Source organism: Holdemania massiliensis AP2 (assembly GCF_000327285.1).
GTDB lineage: Bacteria > Bacillota_I > Bacilli_A > Erysipelotrichales > Erysipelotrichaceae > Holdemania > Holdemania massiliensis.
This window is the reverse complement of record NZ_HE998568.1, coordinates 495823-513244: the sequence shown is the minus strand read 5'-3', so window position 1 is coordinate 513244 and position 17422 is coordinate 495823. Positions and strand designations below refer to the sequence as shown.

The following is a 17422-nucleotide window of genomic DNA, read 5'->3' as shown; positions in this document are numbered from 1 at the left end:
TTTATTTGCTAAAAACCCAAAAAAAGCAATATTTTAAAATATAATTGAAATCTGCTTTTTAGTTATATGAAATATCGATTATAATAAAGAGGAACAAGAATGAAAGCAAGGGACAGCCGTAATTGATCGACCGCAGAAAAGAGATTCAATTTTTATAATAATCATAAAAAATAAGGCAGGAACAAATATGGATTACAATCAAATATTAGCAAGACGGATTCAGGAATTGTGCGAACTCAAAAATATTTCATTGGAAGTATTAAGTCAGAAAGCAAAGATCAGTGAACGAACATTAAGAAGACTTGTCAAAGGTCTTTATAAAAATCCCGGGATGGCGACGATTTTTCGTATTGCCTATGCGTTGGATATGACATTGGCCGAGTTTTTGGATTTTCCGGAAATCAATGAAGTCGAATTTTCCAATTCAGGATTATCACCTACTTCACAAGCCGACGATCAAGAGCTGGAATCCTGAGATTCAGGCATAGAAAATCACTGGGAAAGGGATTACAATACACGCAGGAGGTTCGTTATGAAAATAAGTGAAGTTATTCAAAAAATGAAGCAGTACCATCGCGGAACGGTCAGAGGGGAACCGATCGACGAAGCGACAACTCGGGATCAGATTCTGTATGGAAATCCGGATCAGGAATGCACGGGGATTGTGACGACTTGTTATGCTTCGGTTGATGTGATCCGCAAGGCTCACGCCAGCGGAGCCAATCTGATCATCTCGCATGAAGCGCTGTTTTGGAATCATGGTGATCATACGGACTGGCTGGAAGCTGCGCAGAACAAGACTTTCCTGGCTAAGAAGCAGCTGCTGGAGGAAACCGGCATGGTTGTCTGGCGTGATCATGATTATATCCACTCAGGAATACCGATGAACGGCGGATACGTTGATGGGATTTTCCATGGGGTGATGGTGACTTTGGGCTGGGAAAAATATCTCAGCTGTGATCCAGCCCGGCCCATGGTTTTTGAATTGCCGGAAACACCGGTGAAGGAAATCGGCCGTCAGATTATTGAAAAGTTCCATCTGACAGGATTGAAAATGCTGGGAAATACCGAGGCAAAAGTACGGAAGGTTGCGATTGCCGGACATATCCTGGGTGGTGATAATGATACAATTACCTGGATTGAACAGGAAGGAATAGAGCTTGTGATTGCCATGGAACTGATTGACTTTACCGTCAGCGAATATATCCGTGACAGCGCGATGCTGCAAAGACCGAAAGCGATTCTGGCAGTCGGGCATTTCAATACAGAAGAACCGGGAATGGAATATATGGTCCGTTACATCCCGGAAGCGCTGGGTACCGCAATTCCATGCCGGTATATTCAGTCCGGCGATATGTATGAATTTATGACAGTTTAGTCTGTCCCAGATGTTGACGAGAGTCAGATCGATTTAAAATCTTGTTGATTTCAAAATGAAGTCAGCTGCCGATTGAGCAGTTGGCTTTTTTTGTTGATCAAGATCTGGCAGGCTGAACAGGAACACCTTGAATAAACAAGCGTTCCTGCTTCGCAGAGAATGCTCCAGAAATAAAAAATTTAAAAATATAGGAATATTAATGAATGATTATACATATATAATGCTGACGGAAAGGGAAAAAGGTGTATGAGATGGTGGGATAATATCAGCGTAAATCAGAAAAAAATCAGGGATTAATTGTTACAAAGGCATGTGTGTCAAGGAAATCTGAAGAGACGAAGTGGAAAAATATACAAAAATCTACAAATTATTCTTGACGTAAGCGTATTCATAGAATATATTATGTATATACAAGAAATGAAATTATGATTATACAGGAGGGGAAATATGGAAAAACCAACAATGGTTGGATACATTTTAGATCAGGGGCGGGCCTTGCGCCAATCCTTTGCCCAGCGGGCATGCTTTGTCAATCCGATGGTGGAGTTGTTTCAGCAGCACGACATTCGGAAAATTTATTTCTTAGGTTCCGGAACAAGCTATCATGCCTCGCTGAGCTTTAAAAACTGGTTTGAGCAATTTATTCCTGTTGAAGCTGACGTGGTCATCCCTACCGTTTTTACCCATTATACGCAGATCAACAACAATCAAATATACAAGCCGGAACAGATTCTGGTGGTTGGCATCAGCCAGTCGGGAACCAGTGTTTCCACTGTCGAAGCGATGCGCAAAGCGAAAAGCGAGGGTTATCTGACAGTCGCGCTGACCGAAGCTTTAAGCAGCTTGATCACTCGTGAAGTCGATGTCGTCGTGCCCTTGACCTGCGGTAAGGAAGAAATTCCAATCGAAACCCGCGGCTATATCATCACGCTGCTGACGGGTTATCTGTGGGCGGTGGAAATTGCCGGAGCCCTGGGCCGATTGAATTCAATCCAGTTACAACAAAAGCTAGATGACGCTCAGACGATGCTTGCGCATTTCGATGAACTGACAGCGGAAGTTCAGCTGTGGATCGACCGCAATCAACCAGAGCTGTTGAACATGGAAAGAGGCCATATCGCAGCGTATGGAACGCATTATCCAACCGCACTGGAAGGCGTGCTGAAAATGTATGAAACCTTCCACAAACCGTTAAGCGCCTACGAACTGGAGGAATTGATCCATGGTCCGCAGATGGCGTTCGATGAGAAGACCTATTTGTATTTTATTGCCAGCAATGAATTTGAACGCAGCCGGATCCCGCTGTTTCTCGATTGGATCAAGGAAAATGAAGTAACTGAACACGTCTTTGTTTTCTATCATGATCAACAGACCACAAGTCCTAAAGATCTGCATTTCCACAGTCCGATCGCGCAGGATTTAAGTCCGCTGGCCTTCGTTGTTCCCTTCCAGCTGATGGCGGCCCGCAACTGCGAGGCGATCGGCTACGATACCAGCGTCTACCCGCCGAAGCGCCGGGCGTTCGCGCATAAGAAAATGGAGGAATAACGATGAATCAATTTCTCATTGCAACCCATTCCACCCTGGCTGAAGGGCTGGTCCATGCGGTTCACTTCTTCAACAGTGAAGCAACCAACGTTCATTATCTCAACGCTTACGTTGAGGACAATGAATTTGAGAAAGCGCTGCGCGCCAAGCTGGATGAAATTCCTGACGGCAACCTTGTTGTTCTGACCGATCTGGCCGGAGGCAGCGTCAATCAGATCGCTGCCCGACTGATGCAGGAAAAACCGTTTATTCTGGTCACCGGCATCAACTTCCCGCTGGTTCTGGAGATGATCTATCAAAGTGAGGACATCACGGCCGATTTGGCAGCGGAGATCGTCGAACGGGCAAAGGCCGAAATGCTGTGCATGAACACGTTGAGCTCAGAAACCAGTGAAGAAGCCGACGAAGACGACGAGCTATAAATTTCAAAGTGAGGTAATGACCTGAACTGAATCAGGCGTTATAGAAGGAAAGGAGGATTTTATGATTATTTTAGTCAGAGCGGATGACCGGCTAATTCACGGCATGGTGGCTGTGTCCTGGACTTCCGCAATTAAACCGGAAACGATTCTGGTAGCCAATGATGAGGCGGCAGGGGACAGCTTTAAAGCCGCTACGATGAAGCTGGCCAAACCAGCCGGCGTCAAACTGATCATCAAGACAAAAGACGATTCCATCAAGGCTCTGAACAATCCGATCAACGACCGAAAGAAAATATTCCTGGTTACGGAAACGGTTGAGGATGCCTGCTATATCTGGGAACGCGTCAAGGGGATCGCCAAGCTCAACATCGGCACGGCCGGTGTCAATAAGAAGCCGGGCGAAGAATACATCCCAACTCTGCCGCAGGTCTTCATGACGCAGAAAGAATTTACCTGCGCCAAGAAGATGGCGGATGCCGGCGTAGAAGTATTCGCGCAGATCACACCGTCCCAGGACCGCATGAACTTCAAAGAAATCGAAAAAATATTTGCCAAATAGAAAATTATAAGGAGGGCAAAAACTTATGCTTCAGGGATTCTTAGTCGCGCTCGTCGCAACCTTGATCTACATGGAAAGCCGCATCGGCGGTCAGCACATGCTGGATCGACCAATTCTCATCGGCCCAATCGTCGGTTTGATCATGGGTGACTTCACAATGGGCTTAATCATCGGCGGCAATCTGGAATTAGTCTGGATGGGCTTAGTCGGAATCGGAACTTCAACGCCGCCGGATGTCGTTGTCGGCAGTGCCCTGGCGACAGCGTTAGCCATCAAAACCGGTGCTTCTTACGAAACCACGTTAGCGCTGGCGATCCCGATTGCTTTGCTGGCACAGGTCGGTTCGATCGGCGTCTGCATTCTGAACACAACCTTCGCTCACCGCGCCGATAAATGTGCGGATAAAGGCGACTGGAAAGGCGTTGAAATGTCCAACTGGATGGGCAGCGCGCTGTATTTCGTCTTCAAATTCAGCATGATTTTCCTGGGCTTCATCATCGGCGGCGACGTCATTACGGCGATTGTCAACAACATTCCGGCTGTGATTCAGTCCGGTCTGGCGCAGTCCGGCAACCTGCTTCCGGCTTTAGGTATCGCGATGCTGATCCAGCTGACCTTTGACAAGAAATTCGCAGCCTTCTTATTCTTAGGCTTCGCGTTAGTGGCCTTCTTCAATGTCAGCACGATTGCGGCCGCCGTAATCGGCGTAATCTGCGCTTATGTTTACTATCAGTTCGCTCCAAGCGGCAAAAGCGGCGCTGTGAGCGGCAGTGATGAAAGTGAGGAACTGTAAGATGACGATCGGAATGAAAAAATTAAGCTCGAAGACATTAAAGAAAGTCTATAATCGTCACTATCAATTATTGGGATGCTTCAACTACGAACGTCAGATGTCGACCGGCTATGCCTGGACGATGATGCCGGCGATCCGCGAGCTGTACGGGGATGATGAAGTCCGGATGAAAGCCGGCGTTAAGCGGCACTTGGAATTCTTCAACTGTGCGACAACACCAAGTCCGTTTATCATCGGCATTACCTGCGCAATGGAAGAACAATGCGCCAGCGTTCCGGAGGGAGAATTCGACGTAGCTTCGATCAACTCCGTCAAAGCAGCGCTGATGGGACCGTTAGCCGGGATCGGCGACAGCTTCTTCTGGGGTACGTTCCGCGTTATCGGCGTCGGCGTCGGTGCGCCGCTGGCGGTTGCCGGCAATATCCTCGGCCCGATTCTGTATTTCCTGATCAACTTCATTCCTTCGGAAATCGTCCGCCGCGTCGGCTTCAAGATCGGCTATGAAGGCGGAAGCGAATTCTTAACTCGGATCTCGGAAGACGGTACGCTGAATAAGCTGACCGAAGCGGCTCGAATCATGGGTCTGGTCGTTATCGGCGCGATGATGGCTTCGATGGTCAATGTCAATCTGGTCACGGTGCTGAATATCAACGGCGCGCAGGTTGTCCTGCAGGAAATCTTTGACGCGATCTGTCCGAAAATTCTGCCGCTGGGCCTGACCTTCGCTTGCTACTGGGGTCTGCAGAAGCGCTACTCCGGAACTGTGATCATGATCGCGTTGCTGGTCTTAGGCGTTTTGGCTGTCGCATTAGGTCTGTTGTAAAATTAGAAATCAGGGGTGAAATCGGATGAATAAAGAAGCAGTGCTGGAAAGTCTGAAGGACGGCTTAATCGTTTCCTGTCAGGCAGTGCCGGAGGAACCGCATTATATGGAAGGCATCACGGTCAAGTTCGCAGAGTGTGCGGCCTGGGCCGGAGCCAAAGGCATTCGTGCCAATTCACCGGAAGATATCCGGGCGATCAAGGCGAAAGTCGATCTTCCGATCATCGGAATCTGGAAAATTAACCGCAATATTAAGGATGTTTATTTAACACCGAATCTGGAGGCTGCCAAAGCCGTCTGGGAAGCCGGAGCAGAGGTCATCGCCGTTCAGGCGACGCATCATTACCGTGATGATGGAAAGCTGGCGTATGAAACGATTCGTGAAATCAAGGAAAACATTCCGGAAGCCTTAATCTTTGCCGATGTCAGCAATGCTCAGGATGCCCGGATCGCTGCCGAAATGGGGGCGGATTTCGTGGCGCCGACCTTAGCCGGTTATACCCAAGCCGGAGCCTTCGATAAGCTGGAAATCAAAGACGCGCCGGATTACATTCTGCTTCGGGATATTGTGGACGCTGTTCAGGGCACAAACGCGCGGGTGATTATGGAAGGCAAAGTCGCAACACCGGAAATTGCCGTTCAATGTCTGTATATGGGCGCTTATGCGGTCGTCGTCGGCAACGCGATCACCCGGCCGCACATTACCGCAAAGCGTTTTGCCCGCGCTCTGAACCGGTTCCATGACTAATCCGATAATCTGGGTCACGCTGCTGTGCTTGTTCGGCAGCGTGATCTATAAAAAATGGGTCAGTGAAAAAGCCCTGCGCAAGCTGTATGCGCTCAAAATGAAGCAGGATACCGACAATTTTCTTAAGATGATCGATTCCCCCTATTGCAAGTTCAATTTTTCCAAGGTGTCGCTGCAGATGATGAAGCTGAATTATTTCATGGATCTTCAGGATCATCCGCAGGTGCAGAAAACCTATGATCAAATGACTTCGCTGAAGATGAACGCGGATGAAAAAATCGCGCTTTATTCCCGCATGTTCGGCTATGCGCTGCAGTTCAGGGACCGAGCTTTAGCTGAGGTCTGCCGCGACCAGCTGACGCCGCTGCTGAACGGGAAAAAGGCGGGAAGGCGGAGTTGATCCGCGGTGAGGTTGAGCAGCTTGACCGCATTTACATCCAGAAAGACACCAGTCTGATCCAGGAGCTGATCGAAGCGCTGCCGGAATGCGAAAACGATGAAATCAAATCACTGATCGCCTTCCGCATCGCAAAACTTTATCATTATCTCAACGAGCCGCAACAGGTAGAGATTTACCTGAACCGAGCAATGAGGTATACTAATAATGATAAGAATAGAAAGTCGCTGATGGCGATGATCAGCGATCCCTCGGAGCTGGATTAGATGAATAAATATGAACAAATAATTAATTACTACCGCCAACAGATCGTCGATAAGGTACTGAAGCCGGGCGATCAATTGCCCAACGAAATTGAAATTGCGCAGACGTTTCAGGTTTCGCGCATGACCGCAAACAAGGCCCTGAATATCTTAGCTCAGGAAGGCTGCATCCGCCGGGTGAAAGGCCAGGGAAGCTTTGTGGACAACCAACAGATTGTCAAAGCGATCGGCAACTTAACGAGCTTTACCGATGACATCACAAAGATGGGGCAGAAGCCGGGAGCGATTCTGGTTGAATACCGGATTGAACGGGCTGATAAACTGCCGAATCTGATGGAGAAAATGAAGCTGGGGCCGGACGATGCGATTCATTATATCGTGCGTATCCGAACCGCCGACGAAACCCCGATTGCGATCAGCTATACCTATCTTTCGCAGAAATACATGTCCAGTGTGGATCTGCGGAAAATTGAAGGTTCAGTCTATCAGATCATGCAGGAAAACGGTGCGCATTTCAAATACAGCGATGGCGAGATGACGGCGATGATGCCGACAGAAGACGAAAAACGCTTGCTGAAAATCAAGGATGTGGCGCTCTTGCGCAATATTACCTGGATGTACGACCAGGATGACGATCTGATCGAATACACGGAGATGCTGTATATCGGTTCCCGTTATAACTATTACTACCGTACAGTCAATCAATAAGGAGGGTCATTCATGACGGAAAAAAGCTGGGATATGTACCAGTATATTCTGGAGTCCAAGCCGGCGGTGAGAAATATCGTCGAGCATCAGGATGAAATCTTTGAAGAAGCATTAAATTACTGTGCTGAGGGCGAGATCGAACAGATTTACGTCGTTGGTTCAGGAACCTCATATCACGGTGCACTGGCCTGCAAGAAACTGCTGGAAGATGTGCTGAAGGTCAAAGTCTTTGCCAGCTATCCGATGCAGTTTAAAGACAACGAACTGATTTTGAACAAACATACGCTGGTGATCGGCATTTCTCAAGCCGGCCGCAGTTCTTCGACGATTGCCGCATTGGATAAAGCCCGCAGCTTGGGTTTGAAAACCATTGCGATTACCGGCGAGGCCGGAAAACCAGTCAGCGAGCATGCCGACGTTACGATTTTATTGGCCATCGGCATGGAATATGCCGGCCCGAAAACCAAAGGGTATATCGGCACGATGGCCACGATCATGCTTCTGGGCATGAAGCTGGCCGTGCGCTTAGGCCGGATCAGCGAAGATGAAAAAGAACGGCTGAGCGCTCAGATGGTCAAGACCTGCGACAACATTCCGGAAATCGCCGAACAGGCGAGCCAGTGGTATCTGCGCAACAAGGAAGATCTGCTGCCATGCCGCCGGATGATTCTGGTGGGATATGAAAGCTGTATTTCCGCAATGATGGAAGGCACGCTGAAAGTGCTGGAAGCGGTGCGGTACAGCGTCGTTGGATATGAACAGGAAGAATTCATGCACGGCGTGTATCATTCGATTCACGAAGACACGGCGATGGTTTACCTGGCTTGTCCGGGACAGTATTTCAAGCGCTGTCTGCGGATGCGTGATTATTTCGCGCGGGAACGACATAATCCGAACTATGTGATCACCTCGGATGCTTCCCAAGCTGAGGATCCGCATAACTTTGTTTATCCGTTTGTCAACGATCCGTACTTTGCAACGATGGAATACATTGTCCCGCTGCAGGTGCTGGCGCGGAAGTTATCGCTGGATCTGGGCATTGACTGCAACATCGCCAGTGATCCGGATTTCCACAAAAAGATGGGCAGCTACACTTACTAGCTTGATTTCCTCCCTTTCCTCAAGTCAAATGGTGAGTGACCGCTGTGTTTGCCAAAACACCTTTTGGCAAAGCCCAAATGAGAAAGCGTTGACCTTGACGGCAGCGCTTTTTTTGTTTCTGCAGTCTGAATCATCACTTCCGTAAATTTTCTCCAACGAAACAGATTCGCTGATTAATTCGCATAGCCAATCGGAAGTAAAGCCGGCAGGAATGAAGCGAATCGATCATCGCAGCTTCAATAAAAAATGGATTGACTGCTCAGAAAGAGAGTTTAGAATTTCTTCGCGCCGGCATTATGCTTATCCAAAGCAGGAAGCGGCTGAGTATAAGGGCAGAAGTACATCCTTTGGGAAGTGAGCTAAGGAATAAGATAAAAATTCCTGCCCGTTTTATTCAAGCACGGATGGGAGAGATTCGCGCGTTTTGTCCGGCATAGCGAATGCAATAAAGTCTTCCTGCTGAATTTTTTGTGCCGGAAAAGATATTTTAATTTCATGACACAGGAAGGTTGAAATGGGAGCTGCATTGTTTTCATGCGCAGCAAAAAAGCAGACAACTGCCTGCTTTTTGCGGATGATTTCGTTTTTGATCAACCCATTGGGAAGAAGCCGACGGCTGTCAGCAGGATGCCTAAGCCTAACAAGATAAACAACAGCTTGTTGACGCTGACGCCTTTTTGAATGTAGTGATAGACGATGACGGAAAGCACTAACGGCAGTAAGTTCGGCATGATGCTGTTGAGCACATCGGCCAGAATAAAGGATCCGCCGCCCATATTGAGCTGCAGGGAAACCGGAACGGCGACAATCGTCGGCACCAAACCGCCGATAACGACTAAGCCCAGGATCTTTGCGGCTTCCGTTACTTTTTCCAGTGTTCCATCCGCCTGAATTTTCGCCAGAAATTCCCGCCCGCCTTGATAACCTAGTTTGAAACCATAGACACGGGTCAGCGTGGACGGGATCAAATTCAACAGTAAGTACAGGACGACGCCTAACAGATTTCCAGCCGCCGCCAACGGGGCACCGATGCCGCAGGCGATGACGCGGAAGGTTCCCCAGAAGAAGCTGTCGCCGATTCCCGCTAACGGGCCCATCAAGGCAATCTTAACCGAACTGATTGACTGCGGATCAAACGAACCTTCCGGAGCGTTGGCATATTCTTCTTCCATCGCACAGGTGATGCCCAGACAGAAGGGAACAAAAGCGCAGGTCGTATTAAACATTACATTGTGGCGGATTAGTGCTTCTTTCAAATCTTCCGGATCCGGATATAATTTCTGCAGCGCCGGAAGCAGCGCGCGCATGTAGGAAATTCCCTGCTGCTTATCATAGGTATAACAGCCCAGCGCCTGATAGGAGCGCCAGAACACTTTATTCAGTTCTTTTTTTGATAATTCAACCGGCGTCGCCATGATTAGTCCTCCTCCTCCGCTTTGGGTTTAAATTGATAATAGATATAGGCACAGACCAGGCCTGTCAGCGCAACGCCCATTGTTCCCATACCCAGATAAGTCGGCAAGAGGAATCCCAGCGCAAAGAAGCCGGCATATTTCCAATCGAATGTAAATTTTAATAATATGCCGATGCCAATTGCCGGCAGGAGCTTGCTGGCGTTGGTCAAACCGTAGCGGACAACCCCTGGAATTGAATCAATGACAGCCTGAATCGCAACCGAACCAGCCATAAATCCCAAGGCGATAACAATGAAGTAGACAACAAAATAGATGATGCCACCGCCGATGCCTGTCCACCAGATCATTTTGGTATCACAGTTTTCCACCGCTTTGTTGGTTAAGGAAGACAGCACCGCAGAGTTGACGGACGAAATAAACGTATTCATAACGCTGGCTAATAAAGCTACCGGAATGGCCAGTGCGACGCCTTCTTCCACAGTCAGACCGCTGGTAATGACCAGCGCGGAAGCCAGTACGCTACCGCTGACAACTTCGGTCGGGGCCGCGCCGATCTGAACAACCCCCGCCCAGATCAACTCCAGCGTACCGCCGATGATCACGCCTTGTTTCAAGTCCCCTAATAATAAACCGACAAGTGTGCACAGCCAGATTGGCCGCGCGATCATCTGCTGACCGAACCATGATTGTTCGATCCGGCCGTAGCCGGCAACAAGGCCGACTAAAATCGCTTGTAAAATCATACCCTTTTCTCCTTCTTATTCAAATTTTTTGGCGAATTCCGCAAAATCCACGGCCGGCATCTGCGGGGTGATCTGGGCGAAGACTTCGACGCCCTGATCGTGGATATGCTTCAAACTGATAAATTCTTCCGGGGAAGCAAAGACGCCGTCGCTGATTTCCACTTTTCCTTCAGTGACCCGGCCCTTGGTGCCGTCCACTTCCGGACCGACATTGACGCGGCGGATTTCCGGACATTGGCTGACAAGTGTTTCAGCATCGGCAATCGTACCGACGGTGATGAAAATTTTCTTCGCTTTGTACTTAGGGCCGTTGAGCCGATCCGCAGCTTTGGCCAGCGTCCAGACGTACATATCGACATTGGCCGGCTTAGCAAGTTTGAGCGTCATGGTGTGAAAACTATCGTTGGCCGCGGCGTCATTGGCTACCACTAAAACATTCGGTTTCAGTTCGCCCACCCAGGTCACAGCGACCATGCCGTGGACTAACCGCCCGTCGACGCGCAATAAACTGATCATCGCGATTCTCCTTTCTAGTCGTCGTCTTCCTTGCCGCATGTTAACAGATCGTTCATGTAGCAAGTTTGACGGCAGGCGTTTTCAATGATTTCTTTCAGCTGCGGACCCGTCAGATCCGCTTCGGTGAAGGCGCATTCCAGGATCATGGCTAAATTCATGCCGGTGATCAGATGGAAAGCATAGTGCTGAAGGTTCTTAAAGAAGATCTGATTCACCGAACCTCCGTACAAATCGGTAAAGACGATGCAGTTTTGTTCGGCATATTGTTGCAGTACGGCTTCGGCTTTGGCTTCAAAGCCTGTTTCCTGGACAGTTTGTTCCAGGATGATGATGTTCTGTACCCCGAAAAACTCCAGGGTTGCCTTCATACCGGAGGCAAGCTTGCCATGGGAGGCGAGGATGATCTGATTCATTCGGTTCTTAATTTCCCCCTTTCAACGAATTCTGTAGTGTGAGTGCTGCCAGATTTAATCCCAGTATAATCTATAAATATATATTTGTAAATATATAATTCATGAAAATATATATTAAACGGCGGAAGTTAAGGTTCCAACTCTATTAGATAAGAAAAAAATACAGAATTTACAAAATTCTGAGTTATTTCCCCGGTCTTTTTGATTATGGATTGATGAATTCAGAGGAATTCCATCTCAGCAATCAAAACAAATATATATTTACTCTTGATTTTTTTACGGCGAATGGTATATTTGTGGTGTGATGCCAGATGATTTCAAATAAAAGGAGAATAAATGAGAAGCATGGAAAAAGAAAAACTATCAATGATCGGTCACATTCAAGATACGCCGCGGGTTTTGAAAAAGGCTTATACTCTTCGCGATGAATACATGAACGACTTTGTCGACGCCTTTGTCAGTCACGACTTTAAAAAGGTGTACTTTTTGGGTTCTGGTACGTCCAATCATGTATCCATGGTGATTAAGAATCTCTTTGTCGATCTTCTGCACGTGGAAGGCGTTGCCTGTGCGCCGACGATTTTCACGAATCATGAAAATCCGAATCCTTCGGGTGTTTTTAAGAAAGAACAGATCTGTGTTATCGGCTTCTCCCAGCATGGTGACAGTATATCGACATGCGAAGCTGTCAAAAAGGCGTCGGATGACGGTTACTTTACAATCGCCGTTACCGAACAGTTGGACAGTGTGCTACAGGAGCTGGCAGATGTATACTGTCATTTAGTCTGTGAAGAAGAAGAAATCGGACCAGAGACCCGCGGTTATACAGAAACAATTTATCAATTTTATATTCAGGCGATCGAAATTGCCCGCCGTAAAAAGCTGATCAGCGAAGCGGAATTCCAGCGGCTGGATGAAGAAGCCAAAGCGCTCGCTGACAATTTGGAAATTGTTGTCAAGGAGTCGGTCGACTGGTATAATCGTAATAAACAAGAGTTTTATCAAATGACAAAATCCTCGATTGCCGGCTATGGCTATAACTATCCGACTGCGCTGGAATCGCGTTTGAAATTCTTTGAAACCTATTCCCGTCCGTGTACCGGTTATGAAATGGAAGAACAGATGCACGGTCCGATGCGTGCGTACAATCAGGACAACTATATCTTTATGATCGCTTCCGAAGGTCAGAAAGAGCTGAATCGGTTAAAAGAGTTAGTGCCTTATTATAAAGATGTCTTTACCGAGCATGTGTTTGTCATCACCTGTGAAGAAGGGGTCGCAAGCACTGATAGGGATTTGAAGTTTTCGGTCAGAACATCTGATCTGCTTTCCCCCATTCTTTATGTGATTCCTTTTCAGGTGCTTTCTGCCTTGATCTGCGAAGATACGGGCATTGATACCAAGGTCAGTCCAATCAAAAAGCGTTATGTTTCATCCCATTATCCAAGCTCAAGACACAAAAATCTAAGTCAGGATCCCCAGTAAATTCATATTCAGTATCCGGCAATCCTGTTGGGGGTTGCCGTCAGTTTGCAAAGCAGGAGGTAGACCATGCCGAAACTTCCAAAGTATGTGGAAATCGAGAATTATTTTAAAGCAAAAATTGAAAGCGGAGAGCTGCAGGCCGATCAGCCGCTTCCCCCGGAAAGTGAGATCTGCGCAAAGTTTTCCACCAGCCATATGACAGTTTCCCGGGCGATGAACGAATTGGCCGTGCATGGCTACATCAAGCGGATTAAAGGAAAAGGAACCTTTGCGGATCATCGTTTCCAGACGAAAATCAAGAAAAACTCGGTGCGGACAGAAAGTATTACTGATATGATTCGCAATGCCGGATTAAAACCGTCGGCTGAGCTGATTAAATATGGAATTATAAAAGGCAAGGAAGCTCCTGAAATTGCATCAGTGCTGCATGTTGCGGAGGATGATTTTCTGCATTACTTCATTCGGACACGTTATGGCAGCGGCAGCTTAATCTGTATTTCTTACTCTTATATCTCGCAGAATATTTTGCCGACAATGGATATTAAGCGGTTGGAAGGTTCGCTGAACCAGTATATTGAGGAATTGGGAATTGAGCGCTCCTATGGGTATATGGAACTGGGAGCTTGTCTGCCCAGCCCGGAACAGGCGAAACTGATCGGATCGAATCATGTGCCGCTGCTTCGCCAGACGATCATGTGGAATGTGAACGATGAACCTTTTGAGCTGACAATGCATTATTTTGTCGGCGATAAATTCACGATTACTCAAGACAAGATCATGTCACAGCCGGGACCGTCGGCAGTCCATGATCATGTTTCAGAGCCTTTGGTAAAATAACAGAACGAATGAAATATTGTAAAAAGATGACTGTGCGGTCATCTTTTTATGATTGTTGGGTTGTTCCTATGAATTGGAAAAAGTAAATTTGGAAAGCGATTACCGAAAATGGCTACATTTAGCTAAAAAATGTAATGGATGTTGATTTAATAGGCATGTCAGTTTGTATTTTGGATAGCCCAGGCTATGTTCTGACGCAGCCAAGGATAACTCCCTTATTCAAATCGATAAAACCTCGGAAAAAGCCTTTGTTTAGGGACTTTTCTAAGGCATTAGTTGGTTCGGCTGTCAAAAAAGTCTAATCATCATAAGTTGGATAAGCATGCAGTTAGACAATATTTCCGCAAGGATTTCTGCAATGAAGATCGAATTCTGTAAAATCGTAAGAAAACTGTTATGAAAGTTCACAATTTCGTCCTTTTTCTTTGAGCCAGGTCGGCGTATAGTGATAGTAAAGGAGTGAGAAATGATGCGATTTGGAATCTTAGGTTACGGCGGAATCGCGCAGCGCTTTGTGGGTGACAGCGCTCAGGTCAGGGAGGCTGAGATTACCGTGATCGCTTCCCGAACGGAAGCCAAGCAAAAAGCGGCCGCCTCAGCGGTTAAAACAGCGCAGATTGTGGACCAGTATGACGCCTGTCTGAGCAGCCCGAATGTGGACTGCGTTTACATCGCTTTACCGCATTTGATGCATAAAGAAATGGCCATGGCAGCTTTGGCTCAGCATAAGCATGTGCTGGTGGAAAAGCCAGGAACGTTAACCACCGCGGATTGGGATCAGCTGTGCGAAGAAGCAAAGCGCCAAGACTGCTTTCTGATGGAAGCGTTAAAAACTCCGTTTTATCCAAGCAGTGAGATTGTTAAAAATCTGATCGAAGATGGAGCGATCGGTCAGGTCTATGAAGCGGATGTCAATTACTGTTACGATTTAAAAGATCAAACCAAACCCGGTTGGTATATTCACGATGCGAAACAGGGCGGTGCGCTGTATGATATCGGCAGTTACCTTTACTATTTTGTGCTGGATTTATTTCCGGATTGTTGCGAGGAACTTCAGGTTCAGGCAGAGCTTCGTAATCAGATTGATGTTCATTTTACCTGTGAATTGAACACCCGAAGCGGGGTTCGAATTTTGACCGAAGGGGCGATCGACCGTGAACGCCCGCGGGAAGCGCTGATCCGCGGTACAAAGGGAACGCTGCGCATCCCTTATTACTATCGGGCGGAAGAAATCATTCTGGAAAATGCGCAGGGCGTTCAGACAATTCGTCCAACGCTTCATTATACAGACTTGGGTGGGGAGATTGCGGAAGTGTGCCGCTGTGTCGGCAATGGCTGGCTGCAGAGTCCGCTGTATCCGCAGGCGAAAACCCGCGAAGTTCTGGCTTTCATGGAAGCCATCCGCAGCCGCTTTCCCCAAATCTGAACTAGATAAAACAGAGGCGAATCTAAAGCGTAAGCCAATTCTGAACTTTGGGGATCACGGCAACACTCAACTTTAGAATTCATCCCTTTGCGGTTAAAAGAAAACTTCACCAGAAATGGTGATTTTTTTCTGCTTCTGAAGCAAGGTCGAGTTCTCTATACTGAAGGAAGAAGAAAGGAAAGGGGGATAACGATGCACCGGCAATCTGCTAGAACATTTTACCGTCAGGCGCTGAATTTGTGTCTGGCTATGATAGCCCAGCAGCTGATTCTCAATCTGATCACGATTATTGATAATGTCATGGTCGGGCGGTTCGGTGATTTGTTTGTTTCTTCCGCAGCCATCGTCAACCGTCTGTTTACGGTGCCCAGCAGTTTTCTCAACGGCATTCTGGCGGCCGGCGTTGTCTACCTGGCGCAGTATGCAGGGGTGGATCAGCCGCAGCGCATGCGTCAGACCTTCCGGTTTTCCATTCTCGTTTCCGCGACGATGATGCTTCCCTTTATTCTCGCTGGGATCGCTTTTCCCCGATCGTTAGTCCGCTTGTTTTCTTCTGATCCGGCCTTATTGGAGCCGGCAACCATTTACCTGCGGTTTCTGGCTTTGTCGATGATTCCGTATGTACTGTCCCAGGCAATTGCCAACGCTCTGCGCTCAATCGGTCAGGTGAGGCTGCCCTTATACGGCAGCTGTGCGGCGGTGATCGTGAAGATCGTTGCCAATGGCATTTTGTTGGACGGGATGAGAGCCGGGATGGCAGGAGCTGGGATCGCGATGCTGATCTGCCGCAGTCTTGAAGCCTTGATCATGGTTGTTCTTATGAAACGTTCACAATGCGTGTTTGCGCAGGCATGGAAGGTCACGCCGAGAATACCGCGGGTGCTGGCGTTTCAAATCAGTAAGACCATGCTTCCGATCGGATTGAACGAATTGTTCTATGGCTTAGGGCTGGCGGTGCTGTTTAAAGGCTATACGTCTTTCAATACGGCAACGACCGCCGGCTATTCGATCGCGATGACCTATTATGAGCTGTTCCGCGTCCTCTTTCCGGCGGCGGGGACCGTCTTGACGATTCTGGTCGGACCGATTTTGGGGCAGGGGAAAAAGGATGACGCCAAACAGGTTGTCAGCCGGGTGTTCAAGCTGGCACTGGCGCTTTCGGTGCTGTTTGGCATCCTGATCTATTTGTGCCGCTGGACAATTCCGCTGCTTTACAGCGGGTCAGCCGTATCCTTAGCCACCGCGGATCAGCTGATGCAGATCATGGCGCTTTTGTTTCCATTGGCGACCGCGCATTTCCTCGTCTATTTTGTCTTCCGCAGCGGCGGCGACAGCCGGTCGATCTTCCTGATTGATTCGCTGTTTATGTGGGTTGTCCCGATTCCGCTGTTGATGATCCTGACACAGAGAACCTCCTTGCCGATCACTACAGTTTATTTCTGGGTGGAAGTCAGCTATCTTTTAAAATGCCTGTTGGCGGTGGGCTTGCTGAAAAAGGAACGCTGGCTGCATAATCTGACTGAAATGGAAAACACAGAAGAAAGCAAAGCTGCGGAGTAAACAGAAAAAAGAATTCATCCGTACCGATTATGATACGAAATGAGTTCTTTTTTAGTCTATGGAAAGCCGTTGAGAATAACTTATTTCAATCCCCATGATGAGTCCTCTATCGCTCATCATGACACGGCAGCGCTGCTGCCTTTACTCTCGTTTCTTAGTCGGCTTGACTTCATGTCCGCGGGGGATAGAGGCCCCCTGCCGTTGAGCCTGTTTTTGCCGATTTCTCCCTCCCCCTGCACAGGTGGGAAAATCCTCGCTTATTTCGTTGAAGCAAGGTTAAGTCATGG

General features: G+C 47.9%; 20 protein-coding genes. 16 read left to right on the top strand and 4 right to left on the bottom strand.

The window, feature by feature from the left end; all coding sequences use genetic code 11:
* The first annotated feature begins 187 nt into the window (after window positions 1-187).
* The 12 genes from BN162_RS10240 to BN162_RS10185 all read left to right on the top strand — a co-directional run bounded on the left by BN162_RS10240 (window position 188) and on the right by BN162_RS10185 (window position 8740).
* Window positions 188-475, top strand: coding sequence for a helix-turn-helix domain-containing protein (locus BN162_RS10240; RefSeq protein WP_020225001.1), 288 nt, complete (start codon window positions 188-190; stop codon window positions 473-475).
* Between the two features lie 57 nt (window positions 476-532).
* Window positions 533-1378 carry a Nif3-like dinuclear metal center hexameric protein gene (locus tag BN162_RS10235; RefSeq protein ID WP_020225000.1) on the top strand — a complete coding sequence of 282 codons (846 nt, stop codon included), beginning with the start codon at window positions 533-535 and terminating at the stop codon, window positions 1376-1378.
* A gap of 447 nt (window positions 1379-1825) precedes the next feature.
* Window positions 1826-2926 (top strand): SIS domain-containing protein, encoded by a 1101-nt coding sequence (locus tag BN162_RS10230; RefSeq protein ID WP_020224999.1) that lies wholly within the window; start codon window positions 1826-1828, stop codon window positions 2924-2926.
* Between the two features lie 2 nt (window positions 2927-2928).
* On the top strand, window positions 2929-3348 hold the full coding sequence (locus BN162_RS10225) for a PTS sugar transporter subunit IIA (RefSeq protein WP_020224998.1): 420 nt from the start codon (window positions 2929-2931) through the stop codon (window positions 3346-3348).
* A 61-nt stretch (window positions 3349-3409) separates the two neighbouring features.
* Window positions 3410-3907: a PTS sugar transporter subunit IIB gene (locus tag BN162_RS10220; RefSeq protein WP_020224997.1), complete on the top strand. Its 498-nt coding sequence runs from the start codon at window positions 3410-3412 to the stop codon at window positions 3905-3907.
* A gap of 25 nt (window positions 3908-3932) precedes the next feature.
* Window positions 3933-4700, top strand: a complete 768-nt coding sequence (locus tag BN162_RS10215) for a PTS mannose/fructose/sorbose/N-acetylgalactosamine transporter subunit IIC (RefSeq protein WP_020224996.1) — start codon at window positions 3933-3935, stop codon at window positions 4698-4700.
* A gap of 1 nt (window position 4701) precedes the next feature.
* Window positions 4702-5523 (top strand): PTS system mannose/fructose/sorbose family transporter subunit IID, encoded by an 822-nt coding sequence (locus BN162_RS10210; RefSeq protein WP_020224995.1) that lies wholly within the window; start codon window positions 4702-4704, stop codon window positions 5521-5523.
* Between the two features lie 25 nt (window positions 5524-5548).
* A complete protein-coding gene (locus BN162_RS10205) occupies window positions 5549-6271 on the top strand; it encodes an N-acetylmannosamine-6-phosphate 2-epimerase (RefSeq protein WP_020224994.1) in 723 nt (240 codons plus the stop codon).
* Window positions 6264-6671: a hypothetical protein gene (locus BN162_RS10200; RefSeq protein ID WP_020224993.1), complete on the top strand. Its 408-nt coding sequence runs from the start codon at window positions 6264-6266 to the stop codon at window positions 6669-6671. Before BN162_RS10205 ends, BN162_RS10200 begins: the two co-directional genes overlap by 8 nt.
* Window positions 6668-6934 carry a hypothetical protein gene (locus tag BN162_RS10195; protein ID WP_020224992.1) on the top strand — a complete coding sequence of 89 codons (267 nt, stop codon included), beginning with the start codon at window positions 6668-6670 and terminating at the stop codon, window positions 6932-6934. Before BN162_RS10200 ends, BN162_RS10195 begins: the two co-directional genes overlap by 4 nt.
* Window positions 6935-7639 (top strand): GntR family transcriptional regulator, encoded by a 705-nt coding sequence (locus BN162_RS10190; protein WP_020224991.1) that lies wholly within the window; start codon window positions 6935-6937, stop codon window positions 7637-7639. It begins immediately after the preceding gene.
* Window positions 7640-7651: 12 nt separating this feature from the next.
* Window positions 7652-8740, top strand: coding sequence for an SIS domain-containing protein (locus BN162_RS10185; protein ID WP_020224990.1), 1089 nt, complete (start codon window positions 7652-7654; stop codon window positions 8738-8740).
* A gap of 590 nt (window positions 8741-9330) precedes the next feature.
* On the opposite strand, the gene BN162_RS10175 is transcribed toward BN162_RS10185, so the two are convergent.
* From BN162_RS10175 to BN162_RS10160, 4 genes are read right to left on the bottom strand one after another with little or no spacing between them, the layout of a single operon-like run.
* Window positions 9331-10155 carry a PTS system mannose/fructose/sorbose family transporter subunit IID gene (locus tag BN162_RS10175; protein WP_020224988.1) on the bottom strand — a complete coding sequence of 275 codons (825 nt, stop codon included), beginning with the start codon at window positions 10153-10155 and terminating at the stop codon, window positions 9331-9333.
* 2 nt (window positions 10156-10157) lie between these two features.
* On the bottom strand, window positions 10158-10898 hold the full coding sequence (locus BN162_RS10170; RefSeq protein ID WP_020224987.1) for a PTS mannose/fructose/sorbose/N-acetylgalactosamine transporter subunit IIC: 741 nt from the start codon (window positions 10896-10898) through the stop codon (window positions 10158-10160).
* A gap of 15 nt (window positions 10899-10913) precedes the next feature.
* Window positions 10914-11414 carry a PTS sugar transporter subunit IIB gene (locus tag BN162_RS10165; RefSeq protein WP_020224986.1) on the bottom strand — a complete coding sequence of 167 codons (501 nt, stop codon included), beginning with the start codon at window positions 11412-11414 and terminating at the stop codon, window positions 10914-10916.
* A 14-nt stretch (window positions 11415-11428) separates the two neighbouring features.
* Window positions 11429-11827, bottom strand: a complete 399-nt coding sequence (locus BN162_RS10160; protein WP_020224985.1) for a PTS sugar transporter subunit IIA — start codon at window positions 11825-11827, stop codon at window positions 11429-11431.
* A gap of 336 nt (window positions 11828-12163) precedes the next feature.
* Here BN162_RS10160 and BN162_RS10155 point away from each other — a divergent pair, with 336 nt between their 5' ends.
* The 4 genes from BN162_RS10155 to BN162_RS10140 all read left to right on the top strand — a co-directional run bounded on the left by BN162_RS10155 (window position 12164) and on the right by BN162_RS10140 (window position 17135).
* Complete coding sequence (locus tag BN162_RS10155) at window positions 12164-13312, top strand: SIS domain-containing protein (protein ID WP_020224984.1); 1149 nt, start codon at window positions 12164-12166, stop codon at window positions 13310-13312.
* A 66-nt stretch (window positions 13313-13378) separates the two neighbouring features.
* Window positions 13379-14149, top strand: a complete 771-nt coding sequence (locus tag BN162_RS10150; RefSeq protein WP_020224983.1) for a GntR family transcriptional regulator — start codon at window positions 13379-13381, stop codon at window positions 14147-14149.
* 466 nt (window positions 14150-14615) lie between these two features.
* The gene (locus tag BN162_RS17945; protein WP_081587887.1) at window positions 14616-15575 is read left to right on the top strand and encodes a Gfo/Idh/MocA family protein; all 960 of its coding nucleotides are present in this window, start codon (window positions 14616-14618) and stop codon (window positions 15573-15575) included.
* Window positions 15576-15767: 192 nt separating this feature from the next.
* Window positions 15768-17135 (top strand): MATE family efflux transporter, encoded by a 1368-nt coding sequence (locus tag BN162_RS10140; protein ID WP_020224981.1) that lies wholly within the window; start codon window positions 15768-15770, stop codon window positions 17133-17135.
* Window positions 17136-17422 lie beyond the last annotated feature (287 nt).